Here is a 17,092-nt window from a genome sequence, read left to right on the forward strand (position 1 = left end):
TTTTTGATTGATGTTTGGATGGGGATTGCAAAGCCGTCTGGTTAAGCTTACCATTTTTTGTCAGGCTTAACATGTTGGGCAAATCAGCTAAAGACTGATAAATGGCGGTATATAATGATTAATAAATTACCCAAGTGGATTTTATGGGGTGGCTGCGTGCTGGCGTTTAATGCAGGCTGTATCAATAGCACCGCATTAGTCGGCTTCACGCACTTATCTGCTTCGCATGTAACGGGCAATGTGACGCTATTTGCTACAGCATTGGCCAAACAGCATTACCAGCAGATGGCAATGGTTTGTATCGTGCTGTTATCGTTTTTATCTGGGGCAGTTATCAGTGGCTTTGTGGTGGGTAGTACGGCATTAAAAGAAGGTAAGCGCTATGGCAACGCTTTGTTAATTGAAGCAAGTTTATTAATCATCAGTTTGATTTTATTTAGCTACCAGTCATTTTGGGGGCAGGTGTTTGCCGCCATGGCTTGCGGCTTGCAAAATTCGATGGTCGCGACCTATAGCGGTGCCGTGATTCGCACCACCCATTTGACAGGATTGACCTCAGATATGGGCTCAGCCTTGGGTAATTGGCTGGCTGGCAGACCGATTGATAAGAAAATGTTCGTGTTTCAAGCGATGATATGGTATAGCTTTTGCGGGGGCGGGGTATTAGGTGCTTTGGGCTATATCCACTACAAATACATGACGCTGATGTTACCCATTGTGATTGTGTTATCGTCAGCGTTGGCTTATCAAACATATTTATTAACCCGTAAAAAAACGGCTAAGTAGCGACCTTAACCGTTTGATTGTATCTTATTCTTCATCTTCGAATTTTTTCGCCTCATGTAACATATCAAGTAGCGATTCATCAGAACCCTTAGAGGTAGAAGTACTCGCATTATCTTGGTTGATGTCGGTACGATTGATGCCTTCCATCGCTTCATTGGCAACATCAGATTGGGCGTTGTCTAATTGAGATTTGTCGGTAGGGTTAGCGTTAGTATTGTCAGTCACGGTCGTCTCCTTATTGTTTTCTCTTATACAGTTGTTTTCTTTTATATGTGTTTTCTTTTATACGTTAGACCTAATAAGCTTTATATTATAAGTAAACCAAATGGCTTACAACACCTAAAGATGAAACGTAACCAAAAATATACTCATGAGTGACGTAGGGATAAGTTTATCACTTTGTTGCGGTGTATTGCATGCTTTGGATTGTATAACTGTTAAGTAAGTTAGGGGGATTGACAAAATGCTAGCGACACTGGCTGTCGCGACTGTGGTAATTCGGGCGTTTTTTTCATTGAGCGGTGAGGGTGGTGTATCTTTTTTGCTGTATAATTTTTTGGGCGACTCACTTACTATCTATAAAAATTCTTGAGTATTTACTGCATGCTAACGATTATACAAAGCAATAAAGTCGATAAGCTATTTGACCATTTGTTAAAGGCCTACAAAAATCCCAGTTATCAAAGCTCAATTTTTGAGCCATTTCAGGTGATTGTGCCATCTAAAGTCATGGGGGAGTGGTTAAAAAAACAAGTCGCAGATAAGGCAGGCATCAGCACCTTGGTAACCACCGAATTTTGGGGTCGCTATTTTTTGGGACTGATGCAGCGGGTGTTAAGAACGTATGCGCGCATCTCGGAGGACGACGATATATTAGACGTGCCAGAAGTGGCAATGCTATCCAAAAACGTCATGCAGTGGCAAATATTTGGCTATTTAACCCACTATCGACAAGCCATTGTGGAGCAGCCGCAACATCCGCTTTATCCATTTTTATCGCCGTTGGTTGAAGATAAAGAAGCAGATAGCGCAAATGCGACTGGTTTTGCATTTGATACACCAACCACCATTGACAGTTTGAGCTGGGCGAATAACCAATCGCTACTGTCTAATGACGTGATTAGCCAATCTGCTGAATTACAAACCCAAGATCAACGCATCTGGCAGCTAGCCAGTGATATGGCAAATATGCTCAATCGCTACATGACTTATCGCCCGCAGTGGCTCAGTAATTGGGGGCAAGACAAGCCTGTGGCGGTGAGTGACATGATTGCCAAAAAAGATGCGCTGCATAACCGCTTAAACGGGCGGGATGCGTCCAACGCCATTGACACACCAGACTGGCTTGTTGAACACTACGAACAGTTAGAAGCCGCGCAGCGATTTTTATGGCGACAGCTGTTTGATGATGACTACCAGTTTCGCGAGCAGTTGCATCAGCAGTTTTGGCAGGCATTAAACCATTCAGAGACCCGTATCCGCAACATCAGTCGTAGCAAGTTACCAAAACACGTGTTTTTATTTACTTTGCAGCAGTTACCGCCGACAGAGTTACTGGACTTACAACGCTTAGGGGTATTAACCGACGTCACGATTTTACACTTTAACCCGTCAGAGCAATTTTGGGCAGATATCGTCGATAAAAACTGGCTCATGCAGATGCAAATGGAAGACGATGCCAGCAAGCATGACGCTTGGTATCTAAAAGATTATGGTCATACCTTGTTGTCACGGTTTGGCAAACAATCGCGTGAAGTGTTTGCCATGCTCGCAAGCTTATCGGGTAATGAATATGAGCATGTGCTATGGCAAGATGATTTTGATAACACACCGCCCAATACGTTACTCGAATTTATCCAACATGACATCTTGATGCTAGAAGAAGTCGCGACGACCGCCAAAATCAATGACATGCTTAAACTGGTGAAAGGCGATGAAACAAAAGCAGCAAAGGCAGCAAAAGCAGCGAATGAAGATAGCCGCCAAAACCTCGCGCAGCAAACCCAGCTTTTGCAGCAGCAGCTTGCCAATATTCAAAGTAATGGGCTGAAAGATATTGAATCCACGCTTGGTCTATACAAAGCCATTAAAGACAAACTCAAGCAAGAATCCAATAAGCAACTTGAAAACGTGGAAAAATGGCGACCCAAATCACTTGATACCAGTATCGCCATTCATGTCTGTCATAGCATGGTGCGCCAGCTTGAAGTGCTACGCAGTATGATTATCGGGTGGCTAAATTATAGCGACATGCAAGCCACGCCAGCGCAGATTCCCACCGATCCTTGGGATAGACGGGCGTTATCAGATATTTTGGTATTATTGCCCGATATCGAAACGCACCAAAACATCATCGAAGCCACGTTCCCCAAACATGTGGGCGGTGATGGCTATCAGTTGCCCGCCAAAGTGACAGGCGTGGTGGCAAAAGATATCAACCTGCTTTGGCAAGCGATTACAGGGTACTACACGCTGCTCAATCGTGCGGGCGCTCGGTTTCAGCGTAGCGAAGTATTTGATTGGTTGATGCTAGCGCCGCTATATGAAAGCTTTGGGCTTAATTTGGAGCAGATGACCCGTGCTTGTGATTTGCTGACTCAGGCAGGATTTATTCGCGGGTTTGACGAGCTGCATTTGCAGCAAACCTTAAGTGCCGCCGATGATGACTATCGATACACCTTTGCTTATGCGCTTGAGCGCTTGGTCGCTGGCGTGATGATGCCCAAAGCCACGGTGGTCAGTTTTGGCGAGTATACCAATAGCTTTGGCGTGGTAGAGAAGTTTGTACCACTGACAAACTTGACCATGGCAGATGCCGACATCGTCGCTGTGCTGTGTGATATTTATCAAACGTTGGATGACAATCGTCACCTAGGTACTGACGTTAAAACCTTGCCTGACTGGCTAAGCCAAATAGAAAAGCTCATTCAACAAAAATTTAGCCTATTTAATCAAACCAATGCGTGGCGCGCGATTTTTGCCGCACAAAATGACCTAAAAGAAAATATCGAAGCCAATAGCAAATACCTCGCTACGGTAACAAGCAAAACCGCAAAAAACTCCAACCCACCTACCGAGTCCGTGCAACAAATTGACACCGAGAATTTGCCACTTAAACTCACTTTTGTACTTGAAAACATCGCCCAATCGATTATCAATCAGCAAGTGAGTGCCGAGCCGTCTGGCGTGATTACTTTTGCCCGTATCGGTTCAGTGCGTAGCCTGCCGTATAAATTAGTGGTGATGCTCAATTTAAATTTATCTGAGTTTCCAAAGCAAGAGCAGCAAAACCGTTATAACTTGATGCAGGCAGGATTGCCCATTCGCGGTGACAGATTTCGTGAAGATGACGATTTAGGCGCGTTTTTGGACGCGTTGCTGTGCGCCAAGCAAGCGTGCTGGATATTTTATAATGGTAAAAGTACCACAGATACCCACGAGCATTTACCTGCCAGTCCCGTACAGGAATTACTCGACTTTTTGCAAAACCGAATGGCGAGTGATGACGTAATCATTGACCCCAATAACGACCAAAATAGCCTAAGCAACAATTCTCAAAATCCCCCAAATCCCCAGTCAACCAACTTTGAACAATGGGTAAAAGCGTATTTGGTCACCCATCATGCCGCCTTGCCATTTGATAAAAGTTATTTTGAATTGGCGCAAGCTGAGCAAAAAAACGAGCAAAAAAGCGAGCATAAAGGTAAAAGCATTCAAAGTCCCGAGCAAATTAATGACGATAGGGTATCCGCTGATTTACAACAAACCACAGCCAGCTTAGACCAGCAAATCAAGCTGTCAAAAACCGCCCTGTACCCACCTGCCAAAATTTGGCACAATCTTTATACAGCGCTGCAAGATAAAGACGCTACGTCCACTCAGCCAATCGTGCAAGTCTGGGATACAAAGCAACTAACTGACTGGCTATCGCAGTGGCAACAACTAAAACAGCAGCTGTCCGACATGCCTGAACAGTCGCAGCAGCATTATGTCAATTTAAGCAAAATCGTTGGCAACCTAGCCGATCCTGCCAAAGCCTTTGTCAAAGCACAAAACATTGCTATTTCTGTCCAAGGTGACAACGATAGTGGTGGCAATGATAGAAATGACAATGATAACGAGTTTGAATCGTTAACCTTGGATGCGTTAGATGGTTGGTTGTTGCGTAAATCTTTGTTAGATGCTTTTTTTGCCCAAGCCTTGTCCGATAAGGGCGATAATAACCATAATATTCATAAAAATGAGATGAAACTGGCAGTAAACGCTCAACAATCAATCAACGTTGCTATTAATGAGTTATTACCAGCCGGGGTGAACCGTTACCAATCGTTGCAGCAAAATCAGCAACAACTCAAAAAAGATTTACAGGATTTTGTTCATCACTTAAAAACCATCAGTCAACAGCTTGATGCTACTGAGGCAAAGTTGTTAGGAAATTTTTATTCAGAAAAATTTGGGGCGTTAGATATACAAAACACCGATGAAGTCATCCAATGGGTGGCAACGGCGTTAACCCCCTGTGAAGAGCAGCGAATCGCCATCAGTGCCTTGGCGCTGGATAAACAAGCAGGACTGATGGACAGTAAAGAAAGCTGGGTCATCACTGCCAACTTGCCATTATATAAACCGTATCAATCAATTGAAGATAAGGTTGCCGCAGCTGACAATCCCAGCTATTGGTTAAATTACTTGCCAACCTCTGGCAAAGAAAAATACCTGTTGCAATTTTGGTTGCATCATTTATGTTGGCAAGTGCTTCGCCGCACCACGGCTCAACAAGCACAGCTGAATGATGGCTTTTCACTGTGGCAGTTTAGCAATAAAAAAACCGTGTATCTACCTGCCATCCCTTGTGAGCAAGCCTGTGGTTATTTGCAGGATATTGTGATGGTGTATCAACTCATTGATAGCGTTGTAACTATTGTACCGCCCGCTTTTTGCCTGTCATTTTTACAAAAACAACAAAAGCAGCCAGAGGCACCAGCCAGCCAGCATCTAGGTGATTGGTTAAAAGACAGTAATTTTAATTTTGTGGATGTGAACCAGTTTGACTACCCGATTTGGCAGCATTTAATCGGCGATTATAAACCATCGGTGGTTATTGGGTTTGCACAGACGTTGGGCGCGCTGATTTATGAGCCTATGTTATCTATGGTCAAAGAATTGCACCAACTCATTGAAGCATGACACGCATTTTTATCAAAGAAATCTTATGAAACACGATATTCATTCCCCAAACATTAACGCAAGCACCGAAACAAATATCGAGGCAAACATCGAAACAAACACTCAAACAAACATCGACGAAGCACGCATTAAAGAAGACGCTGAGTCTTTACTACCTCCTGCAGTCACTTTGCCATTGACCGGGCGTCATTTGATTGAAGCGTCAGCAGGCACAGGCAAAACATGGACGCTGACGGGCGTGATGTTGCGACTAATCGTGCAAGCGGGGCAGCCGTGTGAAAAAATTATCGCCACGACCTTTACGCGAAGTGCCGCTGCCGAAATGCGCCAGCGGATTCGTGAGCGTTTGCAAGATTTTTATCAATTGCTGCAAATGATTAATCATTCTACATTTACACCGTTAAATGACAGTGAGTTGGATAGCAACAAAGCTATCGCCGTGCAAAAATATGCACATTTTATTGCGCAGGTACAAGCGCTTGCGGCACAAAAAAATTTACTGGGTAAGTACCAAGACCCTATCAATAAACACTTAATCGAGTGGGTCGCCAAACAAATCTTTGGTTTGCCGGCAGATATAACCGCTGCAGCAAGTCCGAAAGAAAGCCTAAGCACCTCAAAGCCAACCGCCGAGGATAGTGAAAACAGCACCCATAAACCTGCCAAAAACACCGTCAATTTTCGTATAGCACTGCAGCGCGCCACATTGGCACTCAACCAGCTTGATCGCCTATTTGTTAGTACCCTTGATAGTTTGTGTCAAAAGTGGCTAAGAGAATACAGTAGCGAAACGGGGTTTTCTGCAGAGGTACAAATCAGTAATGATGTCAGTGGCATCATCAAGGGTATGATTCACGACCAACTTAGGGCATTTATGGCGCAGGTCAATGCCAATATGCCTGAATTGTACCCGATGATGTTTGACAATAACGTGTTTTTACCGGTTGATGATTACTATGAGGCGGTCAATCGCGCGCTGAATTTTTATACCGCTGATATCGATACGGTAACATTGACAACGTTTGATACTACTGCTATCAAGGCGCTGATACAGTCGATTGCAGATGATAATGATAGTGGGTTTGAGGCATATTTTGATAGTGACTTTCGTAAAGCGCAAGGGTTTAGTGCTGGCAATAAACTTCATAAACACTTTAATGAAATTAAAAATCTGCAAAATTTACTCAGCACGGGTGACATTACCAATGTTTTTGCTATGTACAAAGTTGGCAATATAGCTAAGGTACTAGATGGCATTGAAGATTTATACGCCAACGATAAAGGCTTTAATAGCAAAAAAGAACAGCAAAGCGCTACATTCAAATCCTTTGATATCGTGGACAACATTTGGCAGCTTATCCAACAAACGCAAGCCTTGCAAGACTACTTTAAACAAGTAAATTTTTACTTTATCCAGTTTATCAGCCGTTATGTGCGTACCCACCTACCAAAACGCCTTGAATCACAGCGGCTAACTACCTTTGCCTTACAATTGGCGCGCTTAAACGATGCGTTATCCGGCAAAAAAGGTCAGTCGTTAGCGCGTTATATTCGCCATCAGTATCCCATCGCCTTAATTGATGAATCGCAGGATATCAACACCGAACAAGCGTTACTGATTCAAAGGGTTTATTTACAAGACTTTGAGTCAGATACAGCAGATAAAGCAGAAAAATCAAATGCTAAAAGATATCACACTCCTTCGCAGTTTTTGCTGTTGGTAGGGGATCCTAAACAGGCAATCTATGGATTTCGCGGCGGGGACGTACAAAACTATACCACGCTAAAAAAATTATTTCCGGAACAGCCCAAGTCACTCAACCAAAACCATCGTTCATCAGCCGCGCTGATTGATAGCCTCAATCACTGGTATGGCGTTGGCGAGCAAGATATTGATCCAAACGAAGCCGATCAGCTGCCCAATATCAGCCAACAGCCGTATTTTATGGGGCGTGAAATTTATTATCGCAAAATCTCTGCGACGCGCCAAACCGCTGAGCTAGTTATCGGCAATGCGCTAGACAATGAAGCGGCCAGTTTACCTGCGTTCAATCATATTACTATCGAATATAAAGCGCCCTATAGTCAGCAAGTGGTGGCAGTAGCCGAGAGTGACGGCATATCAAGTGATACTAATGAAAACACTTTATCAAGTGATGAAAGAACGGTGGATTATGCCGATGCGATTGCCGCGCAAATTTTTGATTTATTTGATGATGGCAAGCCATTAAGCTACCAAACTCGTGGCTTGACGCTGAGTGATATTTGTGTGTTGGCAGTCAAAAACAGTGAACTTCATACCATCGAGAAACGCTTACATCATCATGGGATTGCGACGGTCAGAGGTGGTAGTCAAAGTGTCTTTGGCGACAGTATGAGTGTTGATTTTATGACTTTGCAAAGCGTGCTATTAACGCCATTTAGCGAATCAAAATTAAAATCCTTGATGTTGTCTAGTTTTTTTCAGCTGACCCTTGAACAAATCAACCAGTTATATGATGCGCTTAATCAAACTAACACCCAAGAGGCGCAAGGACAAGCTCATCCTCATCAAGCATCAATACACACCAGTTTGGCTGAGATTCAGCAGTTGGTATTGACCGCCAGCGAGTTGTGGCAAAAACACAGTTTTTTGGTCGCTATACAGTGGCTGCTCAATCAACCCCTTACTTTACCCAACCAAATCACACTCAATTTTTGGCAGCGCCTCGCCAAACATCCAAATGGCGAGCGATTGCTCATCGATTTGCGCCAGTTGTTAGATATTATCAGCGACCAGTTCAATGGACAGGTAGGTGAGCATCAACTGTTTGAGTGGTTCTGTGCCCAAGTGCAACAGCAGCCTAAAGAAGATTGGTCAACGCAGCAGCGCTTGCCATCTGATGAAGGGGTGCAACTGATGACGGTTCACGCGTCTAAAGGCTTGGAGTTTCCTATAGTGTTTGTGGTTGGATTTACAGGGGAGAGTAAAGCCAAGTTTTATGGTGCGCCGTTATATCTGTATGGTATACAAGCCACCCATCAAGTAACGCCCCAATTCACTCAAAAATTAACTCAAAACAATGATAACCCGCTATTAAGCCGCCGATTAACCGCGTTGCCCAGCCAAATAGCCGATAACAATCCAATCAATTCAATCAATTATGTCGCCATTGAAGACCAATCTGCCTACGAGGAACGATTGCGATTATTGTACGTTGCCCTTACCCGTGCAAAAGAACAAGTGTATCTTGTGACTGTCGCCAAAAAATCTGCAGTGAAAAATTCTGCTTTGGCGCCTTTTATGGACGATTTGGCAAAATTTGCTGTCAAAGAAAGCTTGACTGAAACAACCCATACCATAGATTCAAATAGCCTAAGCAAATACTATGACTCAAAACTAAAATTCACAGCCAAAACAAATGAGCAAAACGCTACGGTCGCTAAGATTGATTACGATGAAATCATCAAAGTCATCACCATCGATACCTTTAAGGGATGGGCGAATACCAGTTTTACCGCATTGTCTCGTTATATTGACCATGCCAGCGTTGACACAGTGGTCAATGCCGAAGACAGGCAAGATGATGATATTTTGTCAGCGGCGCAAACTAACGTATTGACTATCGCCAATAACAGGCTATCGGGGGAGCCAAGTAACGAGGTCAACTCAATTAGATTTAACTTTGAAAAAGGCACAAACCCAGGGACTTTTTTACATAGTATCTTAGAAGACATCGCCAATAACTACAATGAAACCCCTGAGTTGGCGGTGCCACAGCAAGATGCCAGAGCAGACAAGTTAAAACGCTGGTCAGTCATGGTGGATCGCACATTAAGACGCTACCAAATGCCGAGCAATTATTTTTCTACAAAAGCCAGTAGTGCAGGGCAGTATGGCAACTGGCATGATATCAACATTGATGCTTTGCAGCCTGATTATATCGCGTTGGTGGATTGGCTAGATGACATCATCCATACGCCGTTAGCCGCTTCAACAGTGCCGCTGGTAAATATCAAATACAACCAAAAAGTTGCTGAATTAGGGTTTAATTTACGCTTAAACCAGCATTTGTCATTTAGCGACTTAAACGCGTTGTTTCATCAATTTGATATCCCACTGCAATTGCAGAGCCAAGAAGTCAACACCATGGTTTGGCAGTATCTTAAAGGGGAGATTGACTTGGTGTATCAGCACGGCACACAGTTTTTTATCGTCGATTATAAAAGCAATTATCTTGGCAGTGATTTCGACAATTATAACCCAGCGGCATTATATGACGCGATGACCACGCATAGTTATTGGCTGCAAGCAAGCATCTACCAAGTGGCGCTGCATCGCTATCTCAAGCTGCGACTACCCAATTATGACATTAATACCCATTTGGGTGCGGTCGAGTATGCTTTTTTACGCGGTATGTCACCCGAGCATGATACCTGTGGGAAACTAATAAAACAGTTTGATAGTGCCTTTATCTTGGCACTCGATGATATGTTCGGCTATCCCAATGGCAATTAAAATTAACCATCACGCATAAAGAATTTATTATGAAAACAAACACGACTGAGCCAACCGCTACAATTGAAGAAACTGCTAAATTAACCCAATTAGCCAGTTTTATTCAATACCGCAAGCAGCAAAAATCACAGCTAATCAATACAGAGATCAATAAAAATAGCCTAAGCAAAGAAAATGAAAATAACGACCAAAAAACAAAAGAAAAACCGAAAATCCTACAAATTTTTGATGAGCTCAATAACCAACTATCAGAAGGTCATACTGTATATGAAATGACGGTCAACAATGAAGATGAAAAACCACTCATTGCAGAGTTGACGGACGATAACTGGGCAAGCGTAATAGGGGCGGATGATGAATTACGCAACCATGATACCAATGCGCCTATCATTCTTCAAAAGCTCGCCCAAGCAGTTGATGAAGTTGTTGAAACGCAAGTTAGCTACATTGTTTGGCTACATCGGCAATGGTATGCAGAACAATCGTTAGCCAAGCAGTTGATGAAAATCGCCCATAGAAAAGTGGCGGCGTTTAATGGTATATCTTCATCAAGAGAAGTCGATAACGGTTTGGCGCCCAAACCCAATACGATGCAGCAGCTCGCCATAGAAAAATCAAGCCAACACGCATTGAGTATCATTATCGGTGGCCCTGGTACAGGCAAAACTTTTACTGTGGCGAAGCTGGTAACCACTCTGCAAAAGGGGCACGAGCATAAAAGAAAACAGGACCCTAACTTACCACCTTTATCTATCACCTTGACTGCACCGACAGGGAAAGCGGCGCAGCGCATGCAAGAGTCATTACGTATAAGCTTGCAAAAAAGCTTGCAAGATGAAGAAATCACTTTGGACAATGCAAAAACATTACATCGGCTGTTGGGTATTGGTAGTGATGGCGTACCACGCTATCATGCCAAAAATCCATTACCCGATGATTTGATTATCGTCGATGAAGCGTCCATGCTAGGGCTTGAGCTTGCCAGTCAGTTGGTTGATGCTATCAAACCCACGGGTCGGCTGATTTTGTTGGGTGATGCAAACCAGCTGGCTGCGGTAGACGCGGGGTCGGTTCTATCAGATTTGTGCGCGGTAACGCGTTTGCAGCCTTATATTACGGAATTGACCGAGTCAAAACGCTTTGATTCAAATTCAGTTGTCGGTCAGTTTGCTCTCGCTATTCAGCAAAATTTGCCTGCCGCTAAAAAAGTAAAGCTCATCCATCAATTATTGCAACCCATTGATTTACAATCACTTAAGCCATCTCAAAGTGATAACCCACCAGAGTTGGCTAGTGAAACACAGCAAACAGCCAATATTCCTTTTTACCCAATTGATGCGTCTTCGAGTTTGCCTGCTGTTTTCAGCCAATTAGCGAAACCTTACCATCCATTTTTTGCGCTTATGCAGCAATGGTACAGCCAGCCCGTTAATATTTTTGAAGCGAATAATCGAAAAAGGTTATTTGAGGTATTTGATAGGTATCGCATTCTGTGTGCAGGTCATCAAGGACAATTGGGCACCCAATCAATCAACCAAAAGATGAGCCTAGCTTTTACCGAATTTTCCAAAATCACTCGAACCAAAGCTTACTTTTATCACGGTTTACCGATTATCATCCAAAACAATGACTATCAGTTGGGGTTATTTAATGGCGATATTGCGATTTGTCTGTTGTATCAAGGGCAGCTATACGCGTGTTTTGCAGAAAAAGTGATACCTATTCAGCGGTTAAGCCGTGAAAGTTGCGACTATGCCTATGCGATGACCATTCATAAGTCACAAGGCTCAGAGTTTCATACGGTCGCCATTTGTATTGATAAAGCGCATACAAGGCTACTAAGCCAAGCGCTGATTTATACAGCGGTGACGCGCAGTAAATCCGCTTTATCCATATATAGCGCTAAAGAGAATTTTGAGTTAGCTGTGACACAAAAAGCCGTGCGACAAACTGGTTTGCAATTACAATTTGATCATCTCAACAACACGCCATAAAAGATAGGTCATAGAAAGAGACATCATAAAAAGATATATTCTAAAAAAATACGCCATAAAAAAAGGTATCCAACGATACCTTTTTATTTATGACAAGCAGTTTTACACATTTTTTAACGCATAAATTCCTGGCATATGGCGTAGATACCCGTGATAGTCCATACCGCAGCCATATACATAGCGATCTGCCACATCGAGACCCACAAAATCGACTTTAAACTCTTGCACTTTTCGGTCATGGAGTTTATTGAGTAGCACACAGGTGCGGATAGATTTTGGATTTTCTTTTGCCAGCTCGTCCACCACCGCTTTTAGGGTAATGCCTTCATCAAAAATATCATCAATCAATAAAATATCTTCACCCGCCAAATCAATATCAGGTTTGAATTTCCATTCAAGTTCATTGGTGCCTTGGTTGTTGCGATAGCGGGTAGCATGGAGATAGTACATACGATGGTAGAAGGTAAACTGGGTAAGCAGTTGACCTGCTGGAATCAACCCGCCATTCATCACCACCATCACAATGGGATTTTGACCTGCATAGTGCAGGTTGACACTGGCTGCCAAACGCTCATAAGCACTACTCACTTCAAAGCTACTGATAAGACATTCAGAATTGCGTAGCGCTTCTTCGATTTGCTGATTGCTAAGTTGATTCATGGTGGACCTATTAATTTAAAAAAATAAGTGGGCTATTGTAACGCAGTCTTAGCTAATTGAATAATAACGGTTAGCAATAACTAATCGTTAAATATTAACGCTTGGTAATGTTTGGTAAAACGCTCAAGCGATTCTTGTGGCATTTGGGGGATTAAACGGCGTAGCGCGATATCAATTACTTTGACGATGATGCCATCGGTCACTGGAATCGCCGCGCGTTTGAGCATATTTAAATTGAGCGTTTTGGTAAAGTCGACCAAAAAATGCTGCAAACAGGCTTTGGTCAGCTCGCTAAATAACCGAATTAAATTTTGCTGCTCTTCAAGCCCGTTACCTGCTTGGACGTTTTGTATGGTAGTCAGTAAACTCTTTGCCAGCTCGTCAGTGAGCGGCACTGAGATACGACGTTCACCCGATTGGGTATTTTTTAACACTTTTTGGTCAAAAAAATCAAAGCTAGGTAACACATCTTCATTTTTTGTAGGGCTTAATAGTGTGTTAATCAGTTTGTCGCTAGTCGCTTCAATGGTTTCTGCGGTTTTAATCAAATGCGCTTTTCGTTCTGAATCATCGGGTAGCGATTCGATTAATTTAAGCAGTAGCGCATCCATCAGCTCTTTACTGGTCAACTGGGTGATTTTATCGCGATAAACGTCATAACGTTCGCTACTTTTGCTAGCAATCAGCTCATACGCCTTATCAATGGTAGCGCTCAATTCTACGGAAGGGGTAAACCCAAAATAATAGCTCATAATATTTTTTCGTTATCCAATGATTTCTTCAGGGTAATCAATCACTACCCAGCCATTTTCTATCCAATCACAAATTATATCAGTTTCGACATTATCTGCTTGCAAAATTTGCTCATCGACGGATTCACCATTGGCAAGCCGAATGAGGAGTGATTGCGCGTTAGCGGGTATATCGTCCGCGTCAATAGCACAGCCATTGACATAAATTTTTGCTTGAGTTTTTGAATCCGCTTGGGTTTGGGTAAAGATAATACGGCTAGACATATCTTGCATGATGACTGCACCCGCTGCCAAGGCGCTTTGTATCTCATCAATATCGGCATACGCGTCAGGGAGCATCAGCTCATATTGACGTTTGCTTACCGTTTCGCTAATCGCTTGAGTGATTATTTCATCGCCAAGTTCAGAGTTTAGCAGCGCAATCAGCTGCGCTTTGATATCTTCAATGCTGGCTATTGACAGCTCGCCTGCAACTGCGGGAGGTTGGTTGATTTTGAGGGGAATGGCTAAATCATCAAAATGGGTAGCCACATCTGCCAAACTATCGAGCAGCTGTAATGGGGTAGGTCGCCTAAATCCAAACGAAAAAGTTAAACAATCCTCAACAGCCACCCCGTAGTGGGATAGATTGGTCGGTACATACAGCACATCGCCTGGCTCAAGCACCTCATCAAATATCAGCTCACCCATCTCATTCATCAAACGAATCGGTTGACCTGCTTCAAATTGGGTTGTTTGGTCGCAATACTTGCCCAATTGCCAATGGCGTTTGCCATAACCTTGCGCCAAAAATACATCGTAATTGTCATAATGCTTGCCAACGCTGCCACCTGATGGCGCATACGACACCATGATGTCATCACGTTGCCACTGTGGAATAAAATCAAACGCATGCCATAGGTTGCCAAGCGCTGGCGACCATTGTTCCATATTTTGCACCAGCACCGTCCAATGTTTTGGCAGTTTTTGAAAGTCTTTGGCGGTAAAAGGGCTGGTTTTAAGTGACCATTGCTGGTTATTTTCGCTGATAAGTCGGGCAGTGGCGTCTTCATCTTGGGCAAGCCCGATGATATCGTCTGGCTCAAACATACCAACCAATTGCGGCAAGCCCTGTTTGATTAGCAGTGGTTTTTTTTGCCAGTAATCGCTCAAAAATTGTTCGGGGCTGATATCGCTAGGCAAACAAAAGTGCTGGGTCATATTTTTTCGTTCAGTGGGGATATGTAACGCGCATTATAGCAAAGGCAGTATACCAAAATCCTATAATAAAATTTTTTTCACCAAAGTGTAAAAAAAGCGTAAAAATATGAAACATATTGAACTGGAAAGTTTCATATTTTTTGTTGTATTGGTTATAACGCTCGTATATAGTCAATATTCACAAGGAAGTAATCACAGCAAAGTTAGACGAGCAATATTTGATTGACTCGTTGTTTATACAACAACAGTTATACCACAACAAAGGAATGTTCTATGACAGCTATTTTAAATCAACACGAAAACTACCTACAAGCCGACCAAGCTTATGGTTTTCCCTTGCTTATCAAAAATTTATTGTCTCGCGCCAAAGTGGTTTCTGGTGACAAAAAAATCCATTACGCTGACAAAACCAGTTACACGTATCATGAGTTTTTCAAACGTGTCAATCGCTTAGCCAATGTCTTAAAAGGCTTAAATCTACAAAAAGGCGATGTGGTTGCGGTCATGGATTGGGATACACACCGTTATTTGGAATGTTATTTTGCCATCCCGATGTGTGGCTATATCTTGCAAACCGTCAATGTGCGTTTGTCAGAAGACAAAGTGCTATATACCATCAATCACGCCAAACCAAAAGCGCTACTGTTAAATTCAGAATTTTCACCGATGATCAAAAGCCACACCCAAGATGCGCCATCGGTCGAGCATGTGATTTGGTTGGATGATAACAACACGCCAATGGCTCCATATGCCCAAGGCGAATATGAAGCCATGCTAGCACAAGCCAGCGATGAGTACGAGTTTGAAGATTTTGATGAAAACACCATTGCCACAACCTTCTATACCAGCGGTACAACAGGCAATCCCAAAGGCGTATTTTTTAGCCATCGTCAAATCGTCATGCATACTCTCATCGTTGCAATTGCCAATGCACTTAATATTGAAGGTCAAGGGCTGCGCTACTCAGATGTCTATATGCCAATGACGCCTATGTTCCATGTTCATGCTTGGGGTTTCCCTTTTGTCGCAACCATGCTAGGACTGGAGCAAATCTATCCAGGTCGCTATGTGCCTTCCACCATGGTTGACTTGGTAAAAAAACACAATGTCACCACCACGCATGGCGTACCAACGATTTTGCAAATGCTACTGGGTGAAATCAACAGACGCCAAGAAAAATTCAACGGCTTAAAAATGGTCGTCGGCGGCTCTAAGCTTAATCAAGGACTTGCCAAAATGGCTGTAGCCAGCGGCATCGAAGTTTGCACGGGCTATGGCATGTCAGAGACTTGTCCTATTATCAGCATTGTCAGCTTTGATGAAACCTTCCAACACATGAGCGAAGAACAACAAATTGAGCATCGCTGCTTGTCTGGCTCGCCGGTGCCATTGGTCGATTTGCAAATCTGGCACAACGGCAAACGTATGCCAAACGATGGCACATCCACAGGCGAAATCGTGGTGCGTTCACCTTGGTTGACGCAGAGTTACTACAAAAATCAGGACGCAGGCAACGAGCTGTGGGAAGGTGGTTATCTGCACACCCAAGACATCGGTTGGATGGACGCAAAAGGCAATGTCAAAATCACCGACCGGCTAAAAGATGTCATCAAATCGGGGGGCGAATGGATATCTTCGCTTGAAATAGAAACCATCATGTCATTACATCCAAGCGTTGCCGATATTGCTGTGATTGCGATTCCTGATGCGCGCTGGGGTGAACGTCCGATGGCATTAATTGTGCTCAAACCCGATTATCAAGACACCAAAGCCGAAGACATCATCGCGATTGCTCAGCAAGCGTATGAGCGCGGCCATTTGCCAAAATATGGTATTCCGCAGGATGTGAAATTCATCGCTGAATTGCCAAAAACTAGCGTGGGTAAAATTGACAAAAAAGTCATCCGCGATCAATATGCCCAAGGGCTATTTGCTTAAACTGTTACTTAATCACAATAAATTAAAAAGCAAAGTAAAAAAGGTAGAATTGTTTCTACCTTTTTTATCAAGCCCGC

The 17,092-nt window shown here is 43.3% G+C and carries 9 protein-coding genes; 5 read left to right on the forward strand and 4 right to left on the reverse strand.

The features are described from left to right. Window positions 1-114 precede the first annotated feature (114 nt). Complete coding sequence (locus tag RTN07_RS04175) at window positions 115-786, forward strand: YoaK family protein (protein ID WP_312175982.1); 672 nt, start codon at window positions 115-117, stop codon at window positions 784-786. Between the two features lie 24 nt (window positions 787-810). Here RTN07_RS04175 and RTN07_RS04180 read toward each other — a convergent pair whose 3' ends face one another. Then, complete coding sequence (locus RTN07_RS04180; RefSeq protein WP_312175984.1) at window positions 811-1,011, reverse strand: hypothetical protein; 201 nt, start codon at window positions 1,009-1,011, stop codon at window positions 811-813. Window positions 1,012-1,389: 378 nt separating this feature from the next. On the opposite strand from RTN07_RS04180, the gene RTN07_RS04185 reads away from it, so the two are divergent. Genes RTN07_RS04185 through recD form a run of 3 tightly spaced genes read left to right on the forward strand, consistent with a single transcriptional unit; the run spans window position 1,390 to window position 12,465 of the window. Further along, on the forward strand, window positions 1,390-5,973 hold the full coding sequence (locus RTN07_RS04185; RefSeq protein WP_312175986.1) for an exodeoxyribonuclease V subunit gamma: 4,584 nt from the start codon (window positions 1,390-1,392) through the stop codon (window positions 5,971-5,973). A gap of 25 nt (window positions 5,974-5,998) precedes the next feature. Beyond that, on the forward strand, window positions 5,999-10,471 hold the full coding sequence (locus RTN07_RS04190) for a UvrD-helicase domain-containing protein (RefSeq protein WP_312175989.1): 4,473 nt from the start codon (window positions 5,999-6,001) through the stop codon (window positions 10,469-10,471). Window positions 10,472-10,500: 29 nt separating this feature from the next. Further along, window positions 10,501-12,465, forward strand: a complete 1,965-nt coding sequence (gene recD / locus RTN07_RS04195) for an exodeoxyribonuclease V subunit alpha (protein WP_312175991.1) — start codon at window positions 10,501-10,503, stop codon at window positions 12,463-12,465. 102 nt (window positions 12,466-12,567) lie between these two features. Here recD and RTN07_RS04200 read toward each other — a convergent pair whose 3' ends face one another. The 3 genes from RTN07_RS04200 to RTN07_RS04210 form a co-directional block, all read right to left on the reverse strand. Then, window positions 12,568-13,125 (reverse strand): hypoxanthine-guanine phosphoribosyltransferase, encoded by a 558-nt coding sequence (locus RTN07_RS04200; RefSeq protein ID WP_099808079.1) that lies wholly within the window; start codon window positions 13,123-13,125, stop codon window positions 12,568-12,570. An 80-nt stretch (window positions 13,126-13,205) separates the two neighbouring features. After that, the gene (locus RTN07_RS04205) at window positions 13,206-13,877 is read right to left on the reverse strand and encodes a hypothetical protein (protein ID WP_312175995.1); all 672 of its coding nucleotides are present in this window, start codon (window positions 13,875-13,877) and stop codon (window positions 13,206-13,208) included. Window positions 13,878-13,889: 12 nt separating this feature from the next. Then, window positions 13,890-15,077, reverse strand: coding sequence for a JmjC domain-containing protein (locus tag RTN07_RS04210; RefSeq protein WP_312175998.1), 1,188 nt, complete (start codon window positions 15,075-15,077; stop codon window positions 13,890-13,892). 273 nt (window positions 15,078-15,350) lie between these two features. Here RTN07_RS04210 and RTN07_RS04215 point away from each other — a divergent pair, with 273 nt between their 5' ends. Further along, complete coding sequence (locus RTN07_RS04215; RefSeq protein ID WP_312176001.1) at window positions 15,351-17,015, forward strand: fatty acid--CoA ligase; 1,665 nt, start codon at window positions 15,351-15,353, stop codon at window positions 17,013-17,015. Window positions 17,016-17,092 lie beyond the last annotated feature (77 nt).

Source organism: Moraxella sp. CTOTU46934 (assembly GCF_031979465.1).
GTDB classification, from domain to species: Bacteria; Pseudomonadota; Gammaproteobacteria; order Pseudomonadales; family Moraxellaceae; genus Faucicola; species Faucicola tetraodonis.